General features: G+C 47.5%; 19 protein-coding genes and 1 riboswitch. Of the genes, 11 read left to right on the top strand and 8 right to left on the bottom strand.

Annotated features, from left to right (window positions below; all coding sequences use genetic code 11):
- Positions 1-75 precede the first annotated feature (75 nt).
- The 7 genes from ACYVGO_RS03510 to ACYVGO_RS03480 all read right to left on the bottom strand — a co-directional run bounded on the left by ACYVGO_RS03510 (position 76) and on the right by ACYVGO_RS03480 (position 9,608).
- Positions 76-1,788 carry a GMC oxidoreductase gene (locus tag ACYVGO_RS03510; RefSeq protein WP_460967559.1) on the bottom strand — a complete coding sequence of 571 codons (1,713 nt, stop codon included), beginning with the start codon at positions 1,786-1,788 and terminating at the stop codon, positions 76-78.
- 98 nt (positions 1,789-1,886) lie between these two features.
- Positions 1,887-2,417, bottom strand: coding sequence for a gluconate 2-dehydrogenase subunit 3 family protein (locus ACYVGO_RS03505; protein ID WP_460967558.1), 531 nt, complete (start codon positions 2,415-2,417; stop codon positions 1,887-1,889).
- A 217-nt stretch (positions 2,418-2,634) separates the two neighbouring features.
- On the bottom strand, positions 2,635-3,366 hold the full coding sequence (locus ACYVGO_RS03500; RefSeq protein WP_460967556.1) for a Dph6-related ATP pyrophosphatase: 732 nt from the start codon (positions 3,364-3,366) through the stop codon (positions 2,635-2,637).
- Positions 3,363-4,418, bottom strand: coding sequence for a YncE family protein (locus ACYVGO_RS03495; protein WP_460967554.1), 1,056 nt, complete (start codon positions 4,416-4,418; stop codon positions 3,363-3,365). Before ACYVGO_RS03495 ends, ACYVGO_RS03500 begins: the two co-directional genes overlap by 4 nt.
- Positions 4,419-4,421: 3 nt before the next feature.
- Positions 4,422-6,230: a TonB-dependent receptor plug domain-containing protein gene (locus ACYVGO_RS03490; protein ID WP_460967552.1), complete on the bottom strand. Its 1,809-nt coding sequence runs from the start codon at positions 6,228-6,230 to the stop codon at positions 4,422-4,424.
- A gap of 207 nt (positions 6,231-6,437) precedes the next feature.
- Positions 6,438-6,722, bottom strand: a riboswitch (cobalamin riboswitch).
- A 93-nt stretch (positions 6,723-6,815) separates the two neighbouring features.
- On the bottom strand, positions 6,816-8,192 hold the full coding sequence (locus ACYVGO_RS03485; RefSeq protein ID WP_460967550.1) for a M16 family metallopeptidase: 1,377 nt from the start codon (positions 8,190-8,192) through the stop codon (positions 6,816-6,818).
- Between the two features lie 72 nt (positions 8,193-8,264).
- The gene (locus ACYVGO_RS03480) at positions 8,265-9,608 is read right to left on the bottom strand and encodes a M16 family metallopeptidase (RefSeq protein ID WP_460967549.1); all 1,344 of its coding nucleotides are present in this window, start codon (positions 9,606-9,608) and stop codon (positions 8,265-8,267) included.
- 216 nt (positions 9,609-9,824) lie between these two features.
- Here ACYVGO_RS03480 and ACYVGO_RS03475 point away from each other — a divergent pair, with 216 nt between their 5' ends.
- Genes ACYVGO_RS03475 through ACYVGO_RS03465 form a run of 3 tightly spaced genes read left to right on the top strand, consistent with a single transcriptional unit; the run spans position 9,825 to position 11,564 of the window.
- On the top strand, positions 9,825-10,178 hold the full coding sequence (locus tag ACYVGO_RS03475; RefSeq protein WP_142770436.1) for a PadR family transcriptional regulator: 354 nt from the start codon (positions 9,825-9,827) through the stop codon (positions 10,176-10,178).
- A 17-nt stretch (positions 10,179-10,195) separates the two neighbouring features.
- Positions 10,196-10,744, top strand: coding sequence for a hypothetical protein (locus tag ACYVGO_RS03470; protein ID WP_142770435.1), 549 nt, complete (start codon positions 10,196-10,198; stop codon positions 10,742-10,744).
- A 46-nt stretch (positions 10,745-10,790) separates the two neighbouring features.
- A complete protein-coding gene (locus ACYVGO_RS03465) occupies positions 10,791-11,564 on the top strand; it encodes an SDR family oxidoreductase (RefSeq protein ID WP_142770434.1) in 774 nt (257 codons plus the stop codon).
- Here ACYVGO_RS03465 and ACYVGO_RS03460 read toward each other — a convergent pair.
- Positions 11,561-12,505, bottom strand: a complete 945-nt coding sequence (locus ACYVGO_RS03460; protein ID WP_460967545.1) for a sugar phosphate isomerase/epimerase family protein — start codon at positions 12,503-12,505, stop codon at positions 11,561-11,563. The genes ACYVGO_RS03465 and ACYVGO_RS03460 overlap by 4 nt on opposite strands.
- Before the next feature lie 179 nt (positions 12,506-12,684).
- Between ACYVGO_RS03460 and tnpA the strand changes: the two genes are divergently transcribed.
- From tnpA to rpsC, 8 genes are all read left to right on the top strand, one after another.
- Entirely contained in the window at positions 12,685-13,146 is a 462-nt protein-coding gene (tnpA, locus tag ACYVGO_RS03455; protein WP_460967793.1) for an IS200/IS605 family transposase, read from the top strand.
- Positions 13,147-13,599: 453 nt separating this feature from the next.
- Entirely contained in the window at positions 13,600-14,220 is a 621-nt protein-coding gene (gene rplC, locus ACYVGO_RS03450) for a 50S ribosomal protein L3 (protein ID WP_142770431.1), read from the top strand.
- Between the two features lie 3 nt (positions 14,221-14,223).
- Positions 14,224-14,853: a 50S ribosomal protein L4 gene (gene rplD / locus ACYVGO_RS03445; protein WP_142770430.1), complete on the top strand. Its 630-nt coding sequence runs from the start codon at positions 14,224-14,226 to the stop codon at positions 14,851-14,853.
- Between the two features lie 2 nt (positions 14,854-14,855).
- Positions 14,856-15,143: a 50S ribosomal protein L23 gene (rplW, locus tag ACYVGO_RS03440; RefSeq protein ID WP_012930240.1), complete on the top strand. Its 288-nt coding sequence runs from the start codon at positions 14,856-14,858 to the stop codon at positions 15,141-15,143.
- 30 nt (positions 15,144-15,173) lie between these two features.
- Positions 15,174-15,998: a 50S ribosomal protein L2 gene (gene rplB / locus ACYVGO_RS03435; RefSeq protein WP_460967542.1), complete on the top strand. Its 825-nt coding sequence runs from the start codon at positions 15,174-15,176 to the stop codon at positions 15,996-15,998.
- 9 nt (positions 15,999-16,007) lie between these two features.
- Positions 16,008-16,286 (top strand): 30S ribosomal protein S19, encoded by a 279-nt coding sequence (gene rpsS / locus ACYVGO_RS03430; protein ID WP_018618700.1) that lies wholly within the window; start codon positions 16,008-16,010, stop codon positions 16,284-16,286.
- Between the two features lie 82 nt (positions 16,287-16,368).
- A complete protein-coding gene (rplV, locus tag ACYVGO_RS03425; protein WP_142770428.1) occupies positions 16,369-16,755 on the top strand; it encodes a 50S ribosomal protein L22 in 387 nt (128 codons plus the stop codon).
- Positions 16,756-16,762: 7 nt separating this feature from the next.
- On the top strand, positions 16,763-17,668 hold the full coding sequence (rpsC, locus tag ACYVGO_RS03420; RefSeq protein ID WP_142770427.1) for a 30S ribosomal protein S3: 906 nt from the start codon (positions 16,763-16,765) through the stop codon (positions 17,666-17,668).
- The last annotated feature ends 11 nt before the right edge of the window (positions 17,669-17,679 follow it).

Below are 17,679 nucleotides of genomic sequence, written 5' to 3'. Positions count from 1 at the left end.
TAACTATATAAGTAGAAGCCCCGACGTGCTCGATCTCTCGGCACATCGGGGCTTCTACTTATCAGTCAATCGACTTTATATATTCTGTCTCTTCATTTCTTTTACAGCAAAGTCCGCAGCTCTGGCGGTCAGGGCCATATACGTCAGCGAGGGGTTTACGCACGAAGCCGAAACCATGCAGGCACCATCTGTCACGAACACGTTCTTAACGCCATGAACCTGATTATTTGCATTCAGGACTGATGTTTTAGGGTCACGACCCATCCGGGCAGTTCCCATCTCATGAATCGCCATACCTAAGTAGGAACCGTTGTCATAGGACTTAACATTTTTCAATCCCGACGCTTCCAGCATTTCTTTGGCATCGTTCATCATATCCACACGCATTTTCTTCTCGTTTTCTTTCAGTTCAGCATCGAACACAACAAGCGGCATACCCCACTTGTCTTTTTCGTTTTTGTCGAGATACATGCGATTTTCGTGGTAAGGTAACGTTTCGCCAAACCCACCCAGGCCCATCGTCCATGGACCGGGTTTAGTCAGCTCTTCTTTATAGTCGGCACCGAAACTCATTTCGGCAATATTACGCTGCCAGCCAGTTCGGCTGCCTCCGCCCTGATACCCAAACCCACGTATATAATCACGTTTGTCGGTTCCTATATTCCGGTAGCGCGGCACATAAATCCCATTAGCCCGTCGGCCGATGTAATATTTATCCAGATCGCCCTCCCAAAGTCCCGATGCACCAGTACGGAAGTGGTGATCCATTAAGTTATGACCTAGTTCGCCTGAGTCATTACCAAAACCATTTGGAAAACGGTTCGATTTTGAATTGAGCAGAACGGATGTTGAGCCCAGCGTACTGCCACATACGAAAACTACTTTAGCATAATACTCCTTACTCTGGAGTGTAACTGCATCAACAATACGGACGCCCGTTGCCCGTTTTTTATTCTCGTCGTATAGGATCTCCGTTACAACCGAATCGGGCCGAAGCGTTAACCGACCTGTTTTAGCAGCCGGAGGTAATGTACACGATTGGGTACTGAAGTAGGCGCCATAGGGACATCCGAGTGAGCATTTATTACGGTATTGGCAAGGAGCACGGCCAACGCCTAGTTGAGCCTCCCCTGCTTTTGAGAGGTTAGCAACGCGACCTATTGTCATAACCCGGCCCGGAAAATTCTTTTCAATTCGCTTCCGAACCTCTTTTTCCACACAATACATTTCCATTGGTGGCAAAAATTCACTGTCTGGCAGTTGGGGCAGGTTCAGTTTCTCGCCTGAAATCCCGACAAATTTCTCCACGTACGAGTACCAGGGCGCAACGTCTTTATATCGAATTGGCCAGTCAATTGCGATGCCATCTTTCAAATTGGCCTCAAAGTCGATGTCGCTCAGTCGGTACGACTGTCGTCCCCACATAATGGATTTACCGCCAACTATATTAGGACGATACCAGTCGAATCGCTTGTCTTCTTTATACAGCGAGTCGGTGTCTTTCATCCAATAGGTTTCGGTCATTTCATTGTACGGGTAATCACGGGCCAGCTTCGGGTGCGATTCCTTTTGCGCCATCGTCAACCGACCATTGTATTTGGTCTGCCAGGGATCTTTTGTGGCGTTTTCGTAGCCCGTTACGTGTTCGAGCTGATGGCCTTTTTCCAGCATCAGTACCCGTAATCCTTTTTCGGTCAGCTCTTTGGAAGCCCAGCCACCCGATATACCCGACCCGATGACAATGGCATCGTAGGTTTGTTCTTTTATGGAATCTATGTTAAGGTTCATGATCTTTTGAATGGATAATGAATAATGGAAAATTGATAATGGCTATGCAATAGCACACATCTCAATTCAATTATTCATTGTGCATTATTCATTATACATTAGAGCGCCCACGTTTTCTGGCCGGGTTTAAGGGTCATGCAGCCATTGAACTGGCCCGGTACAGGTAAGTATTCAAGCGCTTTTGTGGTTCCAATTTCCGATGTAAAATAGCCCGTTGTAGTCAGCTCTTTCATACGGAGGAAGAAAGGCTTATCATCGGTCATGGTCTGCTTTACCATTTCGTTTTTCTGCGCCGTATCTAATTCCACAAACCCTTTGCCGAATTTGGTTTTACTATCAGCATCCAGTTTGGCCAATCCGGCATAAAATTTCTCCTGATCGGCTTTCGGGTAGCAATCGCGCATGACACGCACAATGAACTTCTCGGCACCAGCGGCCTTTGCTCCCGGAGTGCTGGTGGTTGGGATAATCACATCAGCCACTTCAGCAAGTAGTGTCTCCTGTTCAGCCGAAACAGCCATGCTTGGCCCGGTGTTGGTAATACGCCCCATAGCGCCTGCCAGTGTGGGCGCCGACAAGATGCCGCCCATCATTAGAGCCGCTTGTTGCAAGGCTTCTCTACGTTTCATAGGTATGTGAGTATTATGTTTAAATGTAAAAGGGGTAGAGGAATAAAATATCCTTATGCGATGGACATTAAACGTCAGAAGGCTAAAATACGAGTTACTTTTCAGATAAATAATATGTGTGGCAAAAAGGCGTAAAGCAGGGCCGAAATTTAAATTTCGGCCCTGCTTTACGCCTTTTTGCCACACAATATTCCCGCTAAAATCTAAACAACTTATCTCATTCCTGAAAGATCAGATCCTGATACCAGAAGCCCGTGTCCCAACTACGGTCAGCATCATCGGTATGGCAATCTGTTCCGCCCGATAGGGTGTAGGTTCGCCGGACAATTTCGCCCCTGGAAAACCCAACAGGATTCGAAAAGATAGGTCCATCGTACACAAACGAATGGTACTCCCCATTTTCGCCACAAGGATCAACAGATTTAGGCAGGTCTTTCAATAAATCCAGATCCAGTTCACGGCCTACAAATTCGGCATTCAGTTGCTTTTCATTCACGCAGACAAGTACCGCCCGGAAACCCAGGTCAACAAATTCATGAATCAACTCAGTCGTGTTTCGCTGCCAGAGGGGGAATTCGCCGATTAGATTTACCCGACTCAACTGGGTTTCGCGATACTGCCGCAGATCTTCCAGGGAAATATCGCCAAAAATAGAGTGAGTTACGTCCTGCTGCCGAACTAGTTGTAACGCCTGATGCATGCGAGTATCGTAGGCTTCCATCGAAACATTGCCGGGTAACCGTAAGAGCTGCAAGGGCAATCCTAAACGACTAGCCTGAGCTTCCAGTAGATCGACACGAACGCCATGCATACTCACCCGTTCATGTTGATCATTCACCGATGTCAGTAGGCTTTGTATAGCCCACCGCTCCGACCGAAGGCTATGATACAACGCCAGCGCGGAGTCCTTTCCTCCGCTCCAGTTCATGATTGCCCGTTGATGGCTCATCGGAAATAAAATCCAGAAGGAGCAATTTCAGCCTTAACGGAATCAACCAGTGAACCACCATCTTCGTAACGCAACACATAGCCAGCCTGGGCATAGGACGGAATTACGCTGCCATAGACTCGCTTGGTTTGTGGATCGACCCCCAGTGCGCTAAACGAACGATTAACAAACACGCTGCCCGCCGATGTATTTGCATCCACAGTGAACCGGTATGTTTTGCCACTCAATATGTAATAAAACGTCCGCTTATCTGCACCAAGCGTTACCGAGCCAGGCGCAGCTGAGAAGGTCAGGCGTTTCTCGACCAAACGACTTTGTGGATTAATCCGAACCATATCCTTACCGGCAAGAATCCACAGTCTGCTATCTCCATCAAGAGCAATCGGCTCGGGTGTAGTACCGAAATCTATTTTCTCTTTTACTGCATCCGTATTGGCATCGATAATCATCAGGGTTTTGTCGCCACTATACCCCGTACTACCCACAAATACTTCGGTTCCAACCAAAACCATCCGCTCGACACCTTTTACCGCTGGTATCTTTTTGGAAACGGTGCCGGTGTTCAAATCGACTACAGCGATATAGCCTGGGTCCTTATAGAAGGTTCCATTAGAGAAATCGCCCGAGACATCCCAGCAGCTGATGTAGGCTTTGTTCGGACCGGCCTGAATTACCTGACGGGGGTTTTCGATATCTGGTGCTTTTAGCGTTGCGCGAGATACAAATGTGCCAGCCTCAACAATCTCAATTTTATCCTGCCCGGTTGTGCTGTTATCCACCAGAATCAGCCCTTTACCGTTTACTTCCGTATAACCCTGTACTCCTCCGCTTAAGGCTAAGGAAGGATTGGCCGTTTGAAAAATATTAGTAGCAACCGTATTACTGTTACGCGGTAAAAACGAAACCGTTCCATTATTACTGGAGAAATTACCTGCATTCAGAATAAATACACCTGATTCATAGGGTGTTAATTCTGGATCGGACGTTTTACAGTTCCAGACACTCAGGGCTACCAGCCCAACTGCAATTGATTTGGTCAATTGGATTTTCATGAATTATTGAGGAAAATTGATAAGTAAATTTATTGCCCAGTTTCGGCCCGGAAGCGCGTTTCGCTTCACGCCTATCAGCAGTGCGTCGAATACATTATTGACTTGTCCCTGTACCCGAATCGGTACCGGTCCTAGCTTGGTGGTTTGCTCTAAAATCACATTGGCAATCATAGATCCTTTAAAAAACTGGCTATTGTCGAACGTAATGTACCGGCGCGAGTTGGCTTGCGTTTGTATACTGAGACGTGTTTTATTGTATTGCAGATACGCATTAAGTGTTCCGGTATGAATTGGCACATATACCAATTGCTTACCAATAACATCCTGCGAATAAGCATCATAGGCACGCTCCTGCGACGAGCGCGTTAGTGCGTAACCCATCCGAAAACCCGCCCGCCAGGTAGTGCGTGCATAGACCAAACCAGTAGTGAATTCAACTCCGCGCGCTACCACCAACTGCAAATTTTCGACATGGTAATTAGTAGTAGGATTCCAGTACGTCCAGTTATCCACCCGGTTATGGTAGGCTGTTAAGTCAGCCGTCAGGTTGGTATAATCCGACAATTTCGTATTCGAGGCCAAACCGGCCTCGACATTCAGGCCACTTTCGGGCAACAGATTCGGATTGCCTAGCTCCACCCAATAACGTTCATTGAGTGTCGGCACCCGGTAGTTGCGACTAACCGACCCTTTGGCGGTCAGATTAAAACGATTTCCCTGAACGACCTGATATTCAGCCCCGAGCGATGGCGTGATGGGTGGATTAAACCGCGTTACGAACGCTTGTCGAATAGTAGCCGACACGAGCCAGCGTGGTGTTTGGAAACGAAGTAACGCATATATATCACCCCGATCCTCCTGAATCAACTGTCCACCATAGCCATCCGTTCGGGTACGGTAATGCGACCACTCGCCCCCAATCCGTAGGTTCAGTTGTTTGGTATTCGTTGATACGAGCGAAAACTCACGCTCGGCCCGACTAATAAGCCGCTCCGTTTCGGTATGGCTTGGCGTATCGAAGTTGCCTTTCGCATAGTCCAGCACATCGCGAATCCAGCCTACCCGGAAAGTCATGCGATTTGCTTCATAAGTAGCCAGCAGTCGCGCCGATTTCGTTCGGGTACGTTCCCGGGCTATGGTATCCTGGGGAGTAATAATCAGGTCATTGTCGGTCAACCAGGCATTGACTGAAATTTGCCGACCACTTTTATGGAGAAAATAAAGATCCTGTATGAATCCACGTTGCGCCGTTGTCGAGGGTTCCAGAAAATAATGCTGCCGTTCGGTGTATGGATAATTGTTATTAAACTGATTTCGGTAAGCAAATGTCTTACCCGACAGTTTCCAGTTCTGACCCAATGCTGATGCGTAACGAACGCCTATTTGTGTCTGGCTATTCCGAAAACTGGCAAACTGCTGCCCAATCGTTACGCATACACCCGGCTGCCAGCCGGGACTGCTACCGAGTAGTATGCTCCCTCCTACCGCATCGGAACCAACTGTGCTGGCCGAGGAACCATATTGAACGGCTAACCGATCGAAACCGGCAACGGGTAGGGTAGAGAAATCCGTCTGGCCAAGATTAGGCTGGTTGATATTGATCCCATTCCAAAGTACGGCGGTATGATTGGCCGATGTACCGCGAAAGGCAACCGTAGCCAATTGTCCGGGCCCATAGTTTTTAAAGGCCAAAGGTGTATTAAGCGCTAATAGATCGGTTAATGAGCCAAATCGAAATTGAACTAGCGTTATTGAATCAATACGCTGAAGTTTCTGGCCCGCCAGGAACCGTTCGGGTGCAATAGCACGCACAGTTACTGCCGATAGCGACACAACTGTTTCCAACTGATTCCTAGACGTGACCCTGGAGGAATCAGTTTGTGCGAAACCGGTATGACCTATTAACAGGCCAGTAACCAGAATCAGTACCCACCAATGAAGGGCTTGTTTTACCACTATAACTTCTGAACAAATTGTGCGTCAACAGCACGCGGTTGGGGCGTTTCCTCCGAACACCAGAACAACGGATGGTCTTTGGCAGGTCTCCTGACTCGTCTCGTCGGCTCTGGCCTTCCCATACTGATAATCAGCACAGTGGCTACGAAGAATGAACCGATTTTTAATGGACAATGAATAATGATCAATGTAAAATGGTTGTAACACCATTATTCACTCTACATTATAAATTATACATTCAATAAGACTTACAGTTGCGGGGACAGTGTTGGCGTTGCACCAACTTCCCTTTTAAGCCTTGAAAGTCGCTATGAAGCGACATCAGGCACCAAAAACTCAGGGCAAAGGTAGAGGAATTTAAACACAGAGACACAGAGTACAAAAAGAAATCTGTCAGGCAAACCCTCTCAGTGTACTCCGCTCCTCTGTGCTCAAGTACGTTTAAAACCCGTCGGCTTTTATTTCTTTCTCGGTAACGGTTCCGTATTTTTTCACTTTATCCCGAATGGTTTCAGCCTTACCGACCAGCACGAATTGGAGGTTATTTTTCGGGAAATATTGATCAATGATCTGGCGCGTTTTAGCCACGGTTAACCCATCAACATTCTTCTGAAAGTTATTGATAAACGATTCATCAAAGCCCAGGCTGAACATATCCGTCAGCAGATTTGATAGCTCACTAGCGGATTCGTATTTCGGTGGAAAGTCTGCTTTAACGTAGTTTTTAGCCGATGCAAGCGTCTTTTCGTCGATGCCCGTTTTATGCAGGCTATCAAGCACCTGCAACGCCATATCAATGGCCTGCGTGGTGGTACTGACTTTAGTAAATGTCGAAATGGCAAAAGTACCGCTCTTACGATACGTACCGAAACGGCTGCCTGCACCATAGGTCAGACCTGAATTTACGCGCAAAGCATCGTTCAGCCAGGAGGTAAATCGTCCACCCAAAATTGTATTAACAACGGTTACTGGAATAAAATCTGGATTACTCTGCGTGATGCCTTTACCCCCAATCAAAAAGGTTGTTTCACGGGCATCATCCTTGTTCACTAATAAAACCCGATTCTTATCGAATGAGAACGTTGGCTCTGTCAGGGCAGGTGATGTTGCGGCTGCCGTTTTCCAGTTTCCAAACAAGTCGGTGATCCGTTTTTTCATTTCCGCCGTCGTAAAATCGCCCACGATAGCGATCGCAGCCCGGTCGGTGGTGTAGTTTTTCTGGTAGAACTGCCGGGCATCGGATGCCGATACGACCGACACTGAGCTTGGTGTACCTGTGAGTGGATTGGCATAGGGGTGCCCCTCGTACACAAACCGATTGAAATAGGAGTTAATCACTCCACGCGGGCTTTCTTTCTGTTGCGTTAACTGAAGCAGTTGCCGTTGTTTATATTTATCGAATTCAGCCTGATCGAAGGTTGGCTTGGTAATAACATCCTGGATAATATCGAACAGTAAATCCTGATCTTTTACGGCAAAAGAGGCCGTCAGTTTAGCAACTTCTTTTCCTGCATAAGTATCGACGCTGGCCCCAACATATTCAGTCTTTTCTTCCAATTGGGCTTTCGTGTATTTCGAGCTCCCAAATAAGAGAGCCTCAGCCGTCATATTGGCTACGCCATAGCGGGTTCCATCCTGCACAGCACCTGCATCGAATACCGCCGAAATATTGATCAGCGGCACTTCATGCTGCTCCATCAAATAAACCGTCAGGCCATTCTTAAGCTTAAATTTCTGATAGGGCGGCACCTTGAAGGTTTGTGCCAACGACGCGCTCACGATAAGTAGAGCGGTGATAAGAGTAAGTATAGATTTCATATAGCGAAACCTATAAGGCTTAAACAACCGCAACGGCGGCCCAGCTTATAGGTTTGGGTTAGCTGTTTATAATTAATTGTTTTTAGCAGGGTTGTTCTTAGGCTCTGGCAGTAGATACCCAACAGTTCGATTGCGGGCTGTCAGATACGTTTTAGCTACCCGCTGTACGTCTTCTTTAGTTACTTTTTCATACAGGGCGGGCGCTTCGTATAGTTTTTTATAGTCGCCGAAAAACAGTTCATATGTGCCCAGCGAATTTGCCTTCCCATTGATGGTTTCCATGGTACGATAAAACTCCATCAATTTCTGATTCTTCAGCTTTTGCAGTTCTACATCCGTAATTCCCTCATTAATTACCTTATCAATCTGATGAAGTACCGACCGTTCTAACTGCTCCGCCGAAATACTACTGGCGGCAATGGCATAGATCGAAAACAAACTTGGATCGAACGACTGATCCATACTAGTGAACACCCGCGATGCAACAGTCGAGTCCAGCACTAATGACTTCACTAAACGCGACGAATTCCCCGAACTCAATACGCCACTGAGCAAATCGAGAGCATAGTAATCGGGGTGGCGCGTGGCGGGGGTATGATAAGCCAGCAGAATATTGGGTGTCGCCACATCTTTATAGGTCGTTGCACGCCGTTCTCCGTTTTGGGGAGGCTCGACTGTGCGTAAGCTATCCGGCAGTTTCTGGGCTGGAATCGATTCGAGGTACTGTTCGGCTAGTTTCTTCACCTGAGCTGCTGTTACGTCGCCAACCACCACTGCAACGGCATTATTGGGCGAGTAATAGGTCTTGAAATATTTTTCCAGATCTGCCTGCGTCCATTTTTTGATATCCGATTCAAAGCCAATCACCGGGAACATGTATGGATGCTCCACAAAAGCTACGGATTGCACCAATTCGTTAATAACCCGATAATTACTGTTTTCCAGACCAGTACTCCGCTCCGATAAGACAACCCCTCGTTCGCTTTCAACCATTTTGGGATCAATGGCTAAATCCCGGATACGATCGCCTTCGAGGTCAAAAATTGTTTCGAGGGCTCCGCTCTGAAACCAGTCTGTGTACACTGTTGTGTTTTCGGTGGTGTAGGCATTGTTCGACCCCCCGTTGGCTTCTATAACACGGTCAAACTGCTTAGGCCCGTATTTTTTTGCGCCATTGAACATCATGTGCTCAAAGAAATGAGAGAGTCCCGTGATACCGTGGACTTCATTACGCGAACCCACTTTCCAGAATGAGTAGAAATTGGCATTAGGGATCGAATGGTCTTCGAGGACCATGAATTTCATGCCATTTTTGAGCGTAAACGTCTGCACGTCTTCCGGCTTGGGTTTATTCTGCGCCAGCCCAATGCCAGCCGCAAACGTTAACCCGACCAGCAGCCCGATTCGTTTGTTCATGAGTAGAGTTTTAAATGGGAAATCTAAAATTACTGGCGAAATAGGGTATTGCCAAAAATGATGCAATGGTAGTTGGTTAACAGACACGTCATAAACTCTCTGTGTTGCTTTCTACTCGATGAAACGGATTAAAAAAATAAAATTCGAGTTGCTTGCATATTTAATTTTCTTACATATATTCGTACTACAAAATTGGGCGATAAGCTTTCGGCATTTATGGAACCAGTCAGTAGTGAGTTTTTACGGGGAACGTTGAAGACGATTGTATTAAAACTGCTCTCCGAACAAGATAAAATGTACGGTTACCAGATTACACAGGCCGTTAAAGAGCGCACTCATGGTGAACTGACGCTGACCTTCGGGGCGCTCTATCCAGTTCTTCATAAGCTGGAGCAGGAAGGCTTATTGATAAACGAGTCCATTGAGGTGGACGGCCGCCTACGTAAATATTACTCCTTAACAGACAGCGGCACACAAATGGCCATTCAGAAGATCTCTGAATTTGAGCGCTTTGTCGACTACATGCAGCAGTTATTTCAAACACCTCCGAATCTGGCTTTTGGCAATTAACTTAATCCTGTACGTTTATGGAAAAGCTAACTCCCCAACAAATAGACCATATCCACAAGTACCTGCTCCAAAGTGGTCTCTCTGACGAACTGCTTACTGAACTTCTCGACCATCTTGTGTGCGAAATTGAACACTATCTGTGGATCGGCCTCCCGTTTGAGTCAGCCCTCGAAAAAACCCTGATGGATGCCAATGCCGACTCGGTTCAAAAACTTCGTAAACTCTATCAGCGAGAGTTAGCCTTTTCAGATGCCCAGCTTGCAGAAGCCAGTTTAGATGATATTCTATTTCAGTTTCGCAATAAATCATACGGAGCCTATTCATTGCGACAATCCTATCAGAAAACGTTAGTATATGCACTTTTCGGAGCCTTAGGGCTTGGCCTTATGATGGTGGCCTTACTGCATTTGATCAGCCAGCGAACCTGGTCCTATTGGAGTCCATGGGGAATGGTCTGGATAGTTGGTGTTGGAGCCGTCACAATAGCCGTAGTCATGTATTTCCTACAACAGGAACGATGGGAGCCCGTGCCCAACCGCAAGGCGAGTGAACGTTATGGTTTATAACGCATGATTTGTAGTTTTATAGCCCAACCTAGAACTACAAATCTATATGACCCCATCACTCTGGTCGCTCAGTGGCCAACGTGCTCTTGTAACGGGCGGAACCAAAGGAATTGGCGAAGCCATTGTTCGGCAATTTCTGGACCTCGGCGCATCTGTTTTTATTATCGCACGAGATAATGAGTTGCTTCAACAACAGTTGACTGATTACCAGCAACAAGGCCACACAGTTGATGGCCTAGCCGCCGATGTGAGCCAGCCGGGCACCGCAGTTCAAATTATGGAGATTGTCCAGAAAAAGTGGGGGCATTTGGATATTCTGATCAACAACGCCGGAACGAATATCCGTAAGCCTACAGCTGAGTATAGCCCTGCCGAGTACGACTACATACTGAATACCAACTTGCGGTCGGCCTACGAAATGAGTCAGGCGGCCTATCTATTGCTTAAGGCATCCAGCAAGGGCGGCAAACTTGTGATGGTCTCATCCGTATCGGGTTTAGCCCATACCAGTAGCGGATCATTATATGGTATGACTAAAGCGGCCATGCTCCAGCTAACCCGCAATCTGGCTGTGGAGTGGGCCCCTGATGGCATTCGGGTAAATGCGGTTGCACCCTGGTACATAAAAACACCCCTGGCAACACCTGTACTCACTAATCCAGAAAAACTAGCTGGCATTCTGAAACGCACACCCATGAACCGCGTCGGCGAGCCGGAAGAAGTAGCTTCTGTAGTGTCGTTTTTATGTATGCCTGCCTCTGGCTATGTCAGTGGACAAACTATTGCTGCAGATGGTGGCCTAATGGCCTGGGCTTATTAAAGCCCAGCCACCATAGCTTTCATCTTCGCCATTGCCGTTTTTGTGACGGTCAGCGCATCCTGTGCATAATAGTCTTTATTGAAAACCTCCAGCGAGACAACGATAGGTTGATCAGTTCGTTTAATGAGTTTCAATGTCTCCCGAATAGGCGCAACACCATCACCCGGAAATACACGATCCGCATCAACTATTTTTTCACGGGTGAAATTGGCCGTATAGTCATTCACGTGAAATACTTCAATAGCCGATTTTCCCACCAGCGGAAGCATCGTATTACCTGAACCACCTTTGTAGAGGTGATAAATATCCAGCAACACCCTGGCAGAGGGGTGACCACTCTCAATTGCCACGAACATAACCTCACTCAACCGGCTTAGATTAGGCGAAAAACCCCATAGCTCCAATTGAGGAACAACACCCTTTTTATCGCCTATTTCCAGAATCGCACGATATCGTTCGGCCGCTTTATATAAATCAACTTTAGGGCTACCTGGCGACTGCGCCCCAATTGGCGGAGTTGCCACTCGTTTGCATCCTACTTCGGCCAGCATTTCCATCTCACTCTTCAATTGAGCGAGCCCTTTGGCGCGAGCCGCTTCATCGTCAATGATCCAGGGCGCAAAACCAATCGCATTTTCAACTTTTATACCGTTATCTGCCAGGACCTTTCGGGCTTCAGCCGTTGTTCCACCGTTTTTAAGATAGGTCTGTAGTGTCTCAATCCATATTTCGACGGACCGAAATCCCGCCTTGGAAGCAGCTTCCAGTTCCTTAACAAATCCAAGCTTATGCCCTCGAATCGTACTCATGTTCAGGCAAATCGTAAAAGGAGACTGAGCGGTTGGCGCAGGCATGGCTTGCAGCGCATTAGTCGAGAGGGTTGCGCCTACAGAGGCAGTCAGGGCTGCCAGCGTTTGACGACGAGTTACAGATTGAGACATGAACGGTAAAGAATTCGAGCGTTTTGCGATAATACTAGTTAAATGAAGAAAATGGGTAAACCTACTGTATAGGGCAATTTTAAAAATCCTTCATTTCAAGCGTTAATTCGTCCCAAAGTCGCATAGCGACCGAACCAATAACTCACCGTCTAATCCGTATGCCAAACACCTACACCTAAATCTACTTACACACCGTTTTTGCGATCAAACACAGCTACGGACTTATTCAATCAGCCTGGAAAGAAGATTTATACCGCTACATGACTGGCATTATTCAGAATCAAGGGCATAAGCTCCTTGCCATTGACGGAATGCCCGATCATATCCACGCTTTTATTGGCATTAATCCCAAACAATCCATTTCTGACTTGATGCAGGATTTAAAAGGTGATTCATCGAAATGGATTAATGACAAGCGATTAGTAAAAAGGCATTTCGAATGGCAAATGGGCTATGGAGCTTTCTCTTATAGCCACTCTCAAATTGATGAAGTCGTCCAATACATTAGCAACCAGAAAGAACATCATAGAAAGCGAACGTTCCTAGAAGAATATACGGCATTTTTTAAACAAATTCAATCAGATAGAATAAGTCATCATTCCGTCGCTCATTATTCAGGCTATAGAAATGAGCTAGCTTAGTCGCGTTAGCGACAGCATGTTTGTGGAAAATCATAAACATATCATAATTGTTTAGTCCCAAAGCGACCAAACAATTTATTGCCCAAGGCTTTCCGAAACACACATCAACATCTCCACAAAACTTTCTTTAAAATAAATTTTCCATTTCTGCTAATTATTCTCTACTTTTGCAGTCCCAAACTCGGAACATCGAGTCTAACGACATACGAGGGTGAAGGTCCGCAAGGAAACCACATCTGACTTTTTGGCAAACAATCCTTGCATTGCATGGCTTTGTATGCCTCTGAAGGTCAGGTGCAGCGCACCCGACCTTTTTTTATGTTGTTTTTGGGCTGATTGTTAAGCAGATATAGGATTCATTCAAATATTTGTCTAATTTTGCGGCCCGATTCGGAAGGTCCGATACGGAAAATGAGTACCTATTTTTTACCTGCTTACTTTAAACAAACACAAATGTCTGGTTTAATTGGCAAGAAAATCGGGATGACCAGCGTGTACAATGCGGACGGGCAGGCTCTGGCATGTACAGTGATTGAGACGGGTCCCTGTGTTGTAACCCAAGTTCGTAGCGTTGAGAAAGATGGCTACACAGCTGTGCAGCTGGGTTATGGCGACAAAAAAGAAAAGCACAGTAACAAGCCGGAGTTGGGCCACTTTAAAAAAGCTGGCACTACACCTAAGCGCAAACTGGTTGAGTTCAAAGAATTCGAGAAAGAGCTGAATTTAGGTGAAACCCTCACGGTAGCCGACGTATTTGCAGAAGCTGACTTCGTTGACGTAGTTGGAACAGCAAAAGGTCGTGGTTTCCAGGGCGTTGTGAAACGTCACGGATTCGCTGGGGTTGGCGGTCAAACGCACGGTCAGCATAACCGGGGTCGTCACCCAGGTTCGATCGGTGCCTGTTCGTTCCCATCGCGCGTGTTCAAAGGTCTTCGTATGGCTGGCCGGATGGGCGGTAACCGCGTAAAGGTGCAAAACCTGCGCGTATTGCGTGTTCTGCCTGAGCAAAACCTGCTCGTTGTTAGCGGTTCGATTCCCGGAGCCAAAAATTCATACGTTATTATTGAGAAATAGGCCATGGAAGTAATCGTATATAACAGCAAGGGCGTAGACACAGGCAAAAAGGTCACCCTTCCGGAGGAGGTTTTCGGAATTGAACCGAACCAACACGCGATTTACCTCGACGTGAAACAATACCTGGCTAATCAACGTCAGGGAACGCACAAAGTGAAAGAGCGCGCTGAAAATGCACACTCGACTCGCAAACTGAAGAAGCAAAAAGGTACGGGCGGTGCTCGCGCTGGTAGTGCCAAATCACCCGTGTTCGTAGGTGGTGGTACAATTTTCGGACCTCGCCCCCGGGATTATAGCTTCAAACTGAACAAAAAAGTGAAATCACTGGCTCGCCAGTCGGCTTACGCTGTAAAAGCAAAAGCTGAGAAGATTTCAGTTATCGACAGCATCACGCTGGAAGCTCCCCGCACCAAAGATTACATTCAATTCCTGAATGATCTGAACCTAACGGGTCGTAAAACGCTGCTCATTCTGCCCGACGTAAATACAAATGTTGTATTGTCGAGCCGGAACGTGCAGAAAGCGAAGGTGACCACAGCTTCGCAGGTGAATACCTACGATCTGATGAATGCCGATCAACTGCTCATCAGCGAAGAAGCGCTGTCAACCATCCAAACGTTGTTCGAAAAATAATCATGAGCGTACTGAAACGACCAATCGTCACTGAAAAAATGACGGGCCTTAACAAGCAAGGGAAGTATGCTTTTGAGGTTGAACTAAAAGCCAACAAACTCGAGATCGGCAAAGCCATCGAGAAAATGTACGGCGTAAACGTTGAGGCTGTCAATACTTTCCGGGTTTACGGAAAAAAACGCAGCAAGAACATCAACGGACGTGTTGTATCGGGCAAGACCCCAACCACTAAGAAAGCAATTGTTACGGTGGCAGAAGGCGAAGTAATTGATATCTACGCTGACCTGTAAACCGAGCCTTGCTCTACCAATTAATCAGTCATGGGAGTTAAAAAACTAAGACCAATAACGCCGAGTACACGTTTTCGCGTGGCACCCGACTTTGCGGAAATAACAGCCTCCAAGCCAGAGAAAAGTCTGCTGGAGCCCATCAAGAGAACCGGCGGCCGCAATAACGAAGGTCACCGCACTATGCGCTACATTGGAGGAGGTCATAAGCGGAAATACCGTATTATTGATTTCAAGCGCGACAAAGTCGGCCAACCTGCCGAAGTTTTGACTGTAGAATACGATCCAAACCGCACGGCACGCATCGCTCTGGTGCAATACGCTGACGGTGAGAAACGCTACATCATCGCCCCTCAAGGCATTGTTGTCGGTCAGACGATTCAGTCAGGCGAAGGGTCGACACCAGATGTTGGTAACGCATTACCACTGGCTCTGATGCCAATCGGTACAATCGTTCACAATATCGAGTTGACACCTGGTAAAGGTGGCGCAATGGCTCGCTCAGCTGGTACCTACGCACAATTGGTTGGTCGTGAAGATAAGTACGCTATCCTGCGTCTTCCTTCGGGCGAAACCCGCCGGGTATTAAGTGCTGGTATGGCAACGGTTGGTTCGGTATCAAACCCCGACCATATGAACGTTGTCGTAGGGAAAGCAGGCCGTAGCCGTTGGTTAGGCCGTCGCCCACGTGTTCGTGCCGTTGTTATGAACCCTGTCGATCACCCAATGGGTGGTGGTGAAGGCCGGGCATCCGGTGGTCACCCACGTTCACGCAATGGCCAGTTCGCCAAAGGTCAGAAGACCCGCAACAAGAACAAGGCATCTGAAAGCATGATTATTAGCCGACGCAAAAAGTAACAGATAACAATGGCACGTTCACTCAAAAAAGGCCCATATATTGATTTCCGTCTGGACAATAAAGTTCAGACCCAGAATGATTCGGGCAAGAAATCGGTCATCAAAACCTGGTCGCGTCGTTCGATGATTTCGCCGGATTTCGTAGGCCATACCTTCGCCGTTCACAACGGTAACAAGTTTATCCCGGTTTATGTAACGGAGAACATGGTAGGTCACAAGCTCGGTGAATTTTCACCAACGCGTAACTTCCGGGGACACACCGCAAAGAAAGACAAGGGCAAACGATAAATCCAGCATGGGGCAGAGAGCAAGGAGCAGGGTATTGTAAAAAAACCGAGCGCTGAGCACCGAGCACCGAGCCATAAAAAAAATGGAAGCAGTAGCGAGACTTAAAGATGTGCCCACGTCGCCCCGTAAGATGCGGTTAATCGCCGACCTGATTCGTGGTCAGCGCGTTAGCCGGGCGTTGGGTCTATTAAAATATCAGCCACAGGCTGGTGCCGATGTATTGCAGAAAGTGCTTTTATCGGCCGTTGCCAACTGGCAACAGAAAAATGTAGATGAGCGCATAGAAGACGCTGATCTTTATGTAAAAACGATTTTTGTTGACGGAGGTCCGATGTTGAAGCGTCTGCGTCCAGCTCCACAAGGTCGTGGTCACCGGATTCGGAAACGGTCCAACCACATTACTATTGTAGTTGACAGCGCAGCGCAATCTGTACTGGAATCAGCAGAAACCCCTGAAAACGAACAATAATTAGGAAATGGGACAAAAAATAAATCCAATTGGCCTGCGACTTGGTATTGTTCGGGGCTGGGAATCGAGCTGGTACGGCGGCAAAGAGTTTGCAGATAAACTTGTTGAAGACGAGAAAATCCGCAAATACGTAGCAGCCCGTATTCCGAAAGGAGCCATTGCTCGGGTAGTTATCGAGCGTACCCTGAAGCGGGTAACCCTTACGATTCACACAGCCCGTCCGGGTATTGTAATCGGTAAAGGCGGTGGCGAGGTCGACAAGATCAAAGAAGAGCTGAAAAAGATCACGGGCAAAGATGTTCAGATCAATATCTTCGAAATCAAACGGCCAGAAATCGATGCTAAATTGGTTGGCGAAGCTATCGCCCAGCAGTTACAGGCTCGTATTTCGTTCCGTCGTGCCATGAAGCAGGCTATCCAGTCGGCTCTTCGGGTTGGTGCACAAGGTATTAAAGTAAAAGTATCGGGTCGTTTAGGTGGTGCTGAAATTGCCCGCTCAGAGCAGTACAAAGAAGGTCGCGTGCCTCTTCATACACTCCGTGCCGACATCGACTATGCTATCTCTGAAGCCCAAACCGTTTACGGCAAAATCGGCATCAAAGTGTGGATTTTCAAAGGTGAAGTTTATGGCAAGCGCGATCTATCGCCATCAGCTATGATGAGCCAGGCACAAGCCGGAGAACGTACAGCATCTGCTAACGACCGTGGCGATCGTCGGGGCCCTCGTGGCGACCGTGATGGCAACGACCGTGGTGGTCGTGGTCGTGGAGACCGCGGTGGTAACGATCGGGGAGGTCAGGGTGGCAATCGCGGTGGCGCTCCAGGTGCCAATCGTGGTGGCGGCCAGGGCGGTAACCGGGGCGGTGGCCAAGGTGGCAACCGTGGTGGTGGACCAGGTGGACCAAGACGATAAACTTGAAAAGT

The sequence above is a fragment of the Spirosoma migulaei genome (assembly GCF_054776855.1).
Note: the sequence above shows the minus strand (reverse complement) of the source record. Positions and strands in the feature narration are given on the sequence as shown.

Bases quoted from the DNA above. Each gene is read 5' to 3' on its own strand.
- ACYVGO_RS03510 (WP_460967559.1), bottom strand. From the start codon at position 1,788: ATGAACCTTAACATAGATTCCATAAAAGAACAAACCTACGATGCCATT.
- rplD (WP_142770430.1), top strand. From the start codon at position 14,224: ATGGAAGTAATCGTATATAACAGCAAGGGCGTAGACACAGGCAAAAAG.
- ACYVGO_RS03480 (WP_460967549.1), bottom strand. From the start codon at position 9,608: ATGAACAAACGAATCGGGCTGCTGGTCGGGTTAACGTTTGCGGCTGGC.
- ACYVGO_RS03500 (WP_460967556.1), bottom strand. From the start codon at position 3,366: ATGAGCCATCAACGGGCAATCATGAACTGGAGCGGAGGAAAGGACTCC.
- rpsS (WP_018618700.1), top strand. From the start codon at position 16,008: ATGGCACGTTCACTCAAAAAAGGCCCATATATTGATTTCCGTCTGGAC.
- ACYVGO_RS03495 (WP_460967554.1), bottom strand. From the start codon at position 4,418: ATGAAAATCCAATTGACCAAATCAATTGCAGTTGGGCTGGTAGCCCTG.
- rplC (WP_142770431.1), top strand. From the start codon at position 13,600: ATGTCTGGTTTAATTGGCAAGAAAATCGGGATGACCAGCGTGTACAAT.
- rplB (WP_460967542.1), top strand. From the start codon at position 15,174: ATGGGAGTTAAAAAACTAAGACCAATAACGCCGAGTACACGTTTTCGC.
- ACYVGO_RS03475 (WP_142770436.1), top strand. From the start codon at position 9,825: ATGGAACCAGTCAGTAGTGAGTTTTTACGGGGAACGTTGAAGACGATT.
- ACYVGO_RS03460 (WP_460967545.1), bottom strand. From the start codon at position 12,505: ATGTCTCAATCTGTAACTCGTCGTCAAACGCTGGCAGCCCTGACTGCC.
- ACYVGO_RS03505 (WP_460967558.1), bottom strand. From the start codon at position 2,417: ATGAAACGTAGAGAAGCCTTGCAACAAGCGGCTCTAATGATGGGCGGC.
- rplV (WP_142770428.1), top strand. From the start codon at position 16,369: ATGGAAGCAGTAGCGAGACTTAAAGATGTGCCCACGTCGCCCCGTAAG.
- ACYVGO_RS03485 (WP_460967550.1), bottom strand. From the start codon at position 8,192: ATGAAATCTATACTTACTCTTATCACCGCTCTACTTATCGTGAGCGCG.
- ACYVGO_RS03470 (WP_142770435.1), top strand. From the start codon at position 10,196: ATGGAAAAGCTAACTCCCCAACAAATAGACCATATCCACAAGTACCTG.
- rplW (WP_012930240.1), top strand. From the start codon at position 14,856: ATGAGCGTACTGAAACGACCAATCGTCACTGAAAAAATGACGGGCCTT.
- rpsC (WP_142770427.1), top strand. From the start codon at position 16,763: ATGGGACAAAAAATAAATCCAATTGGCCTGCGACTTGGTATTGTTCGG.
- ACYVGO_RS03465 (WP_142770434.1), top strand. From the start codon at position 10,791: ATGACCCCATCACTCTGGTCGCTCAGTGGCCAACGTGCTCTTGTAACG.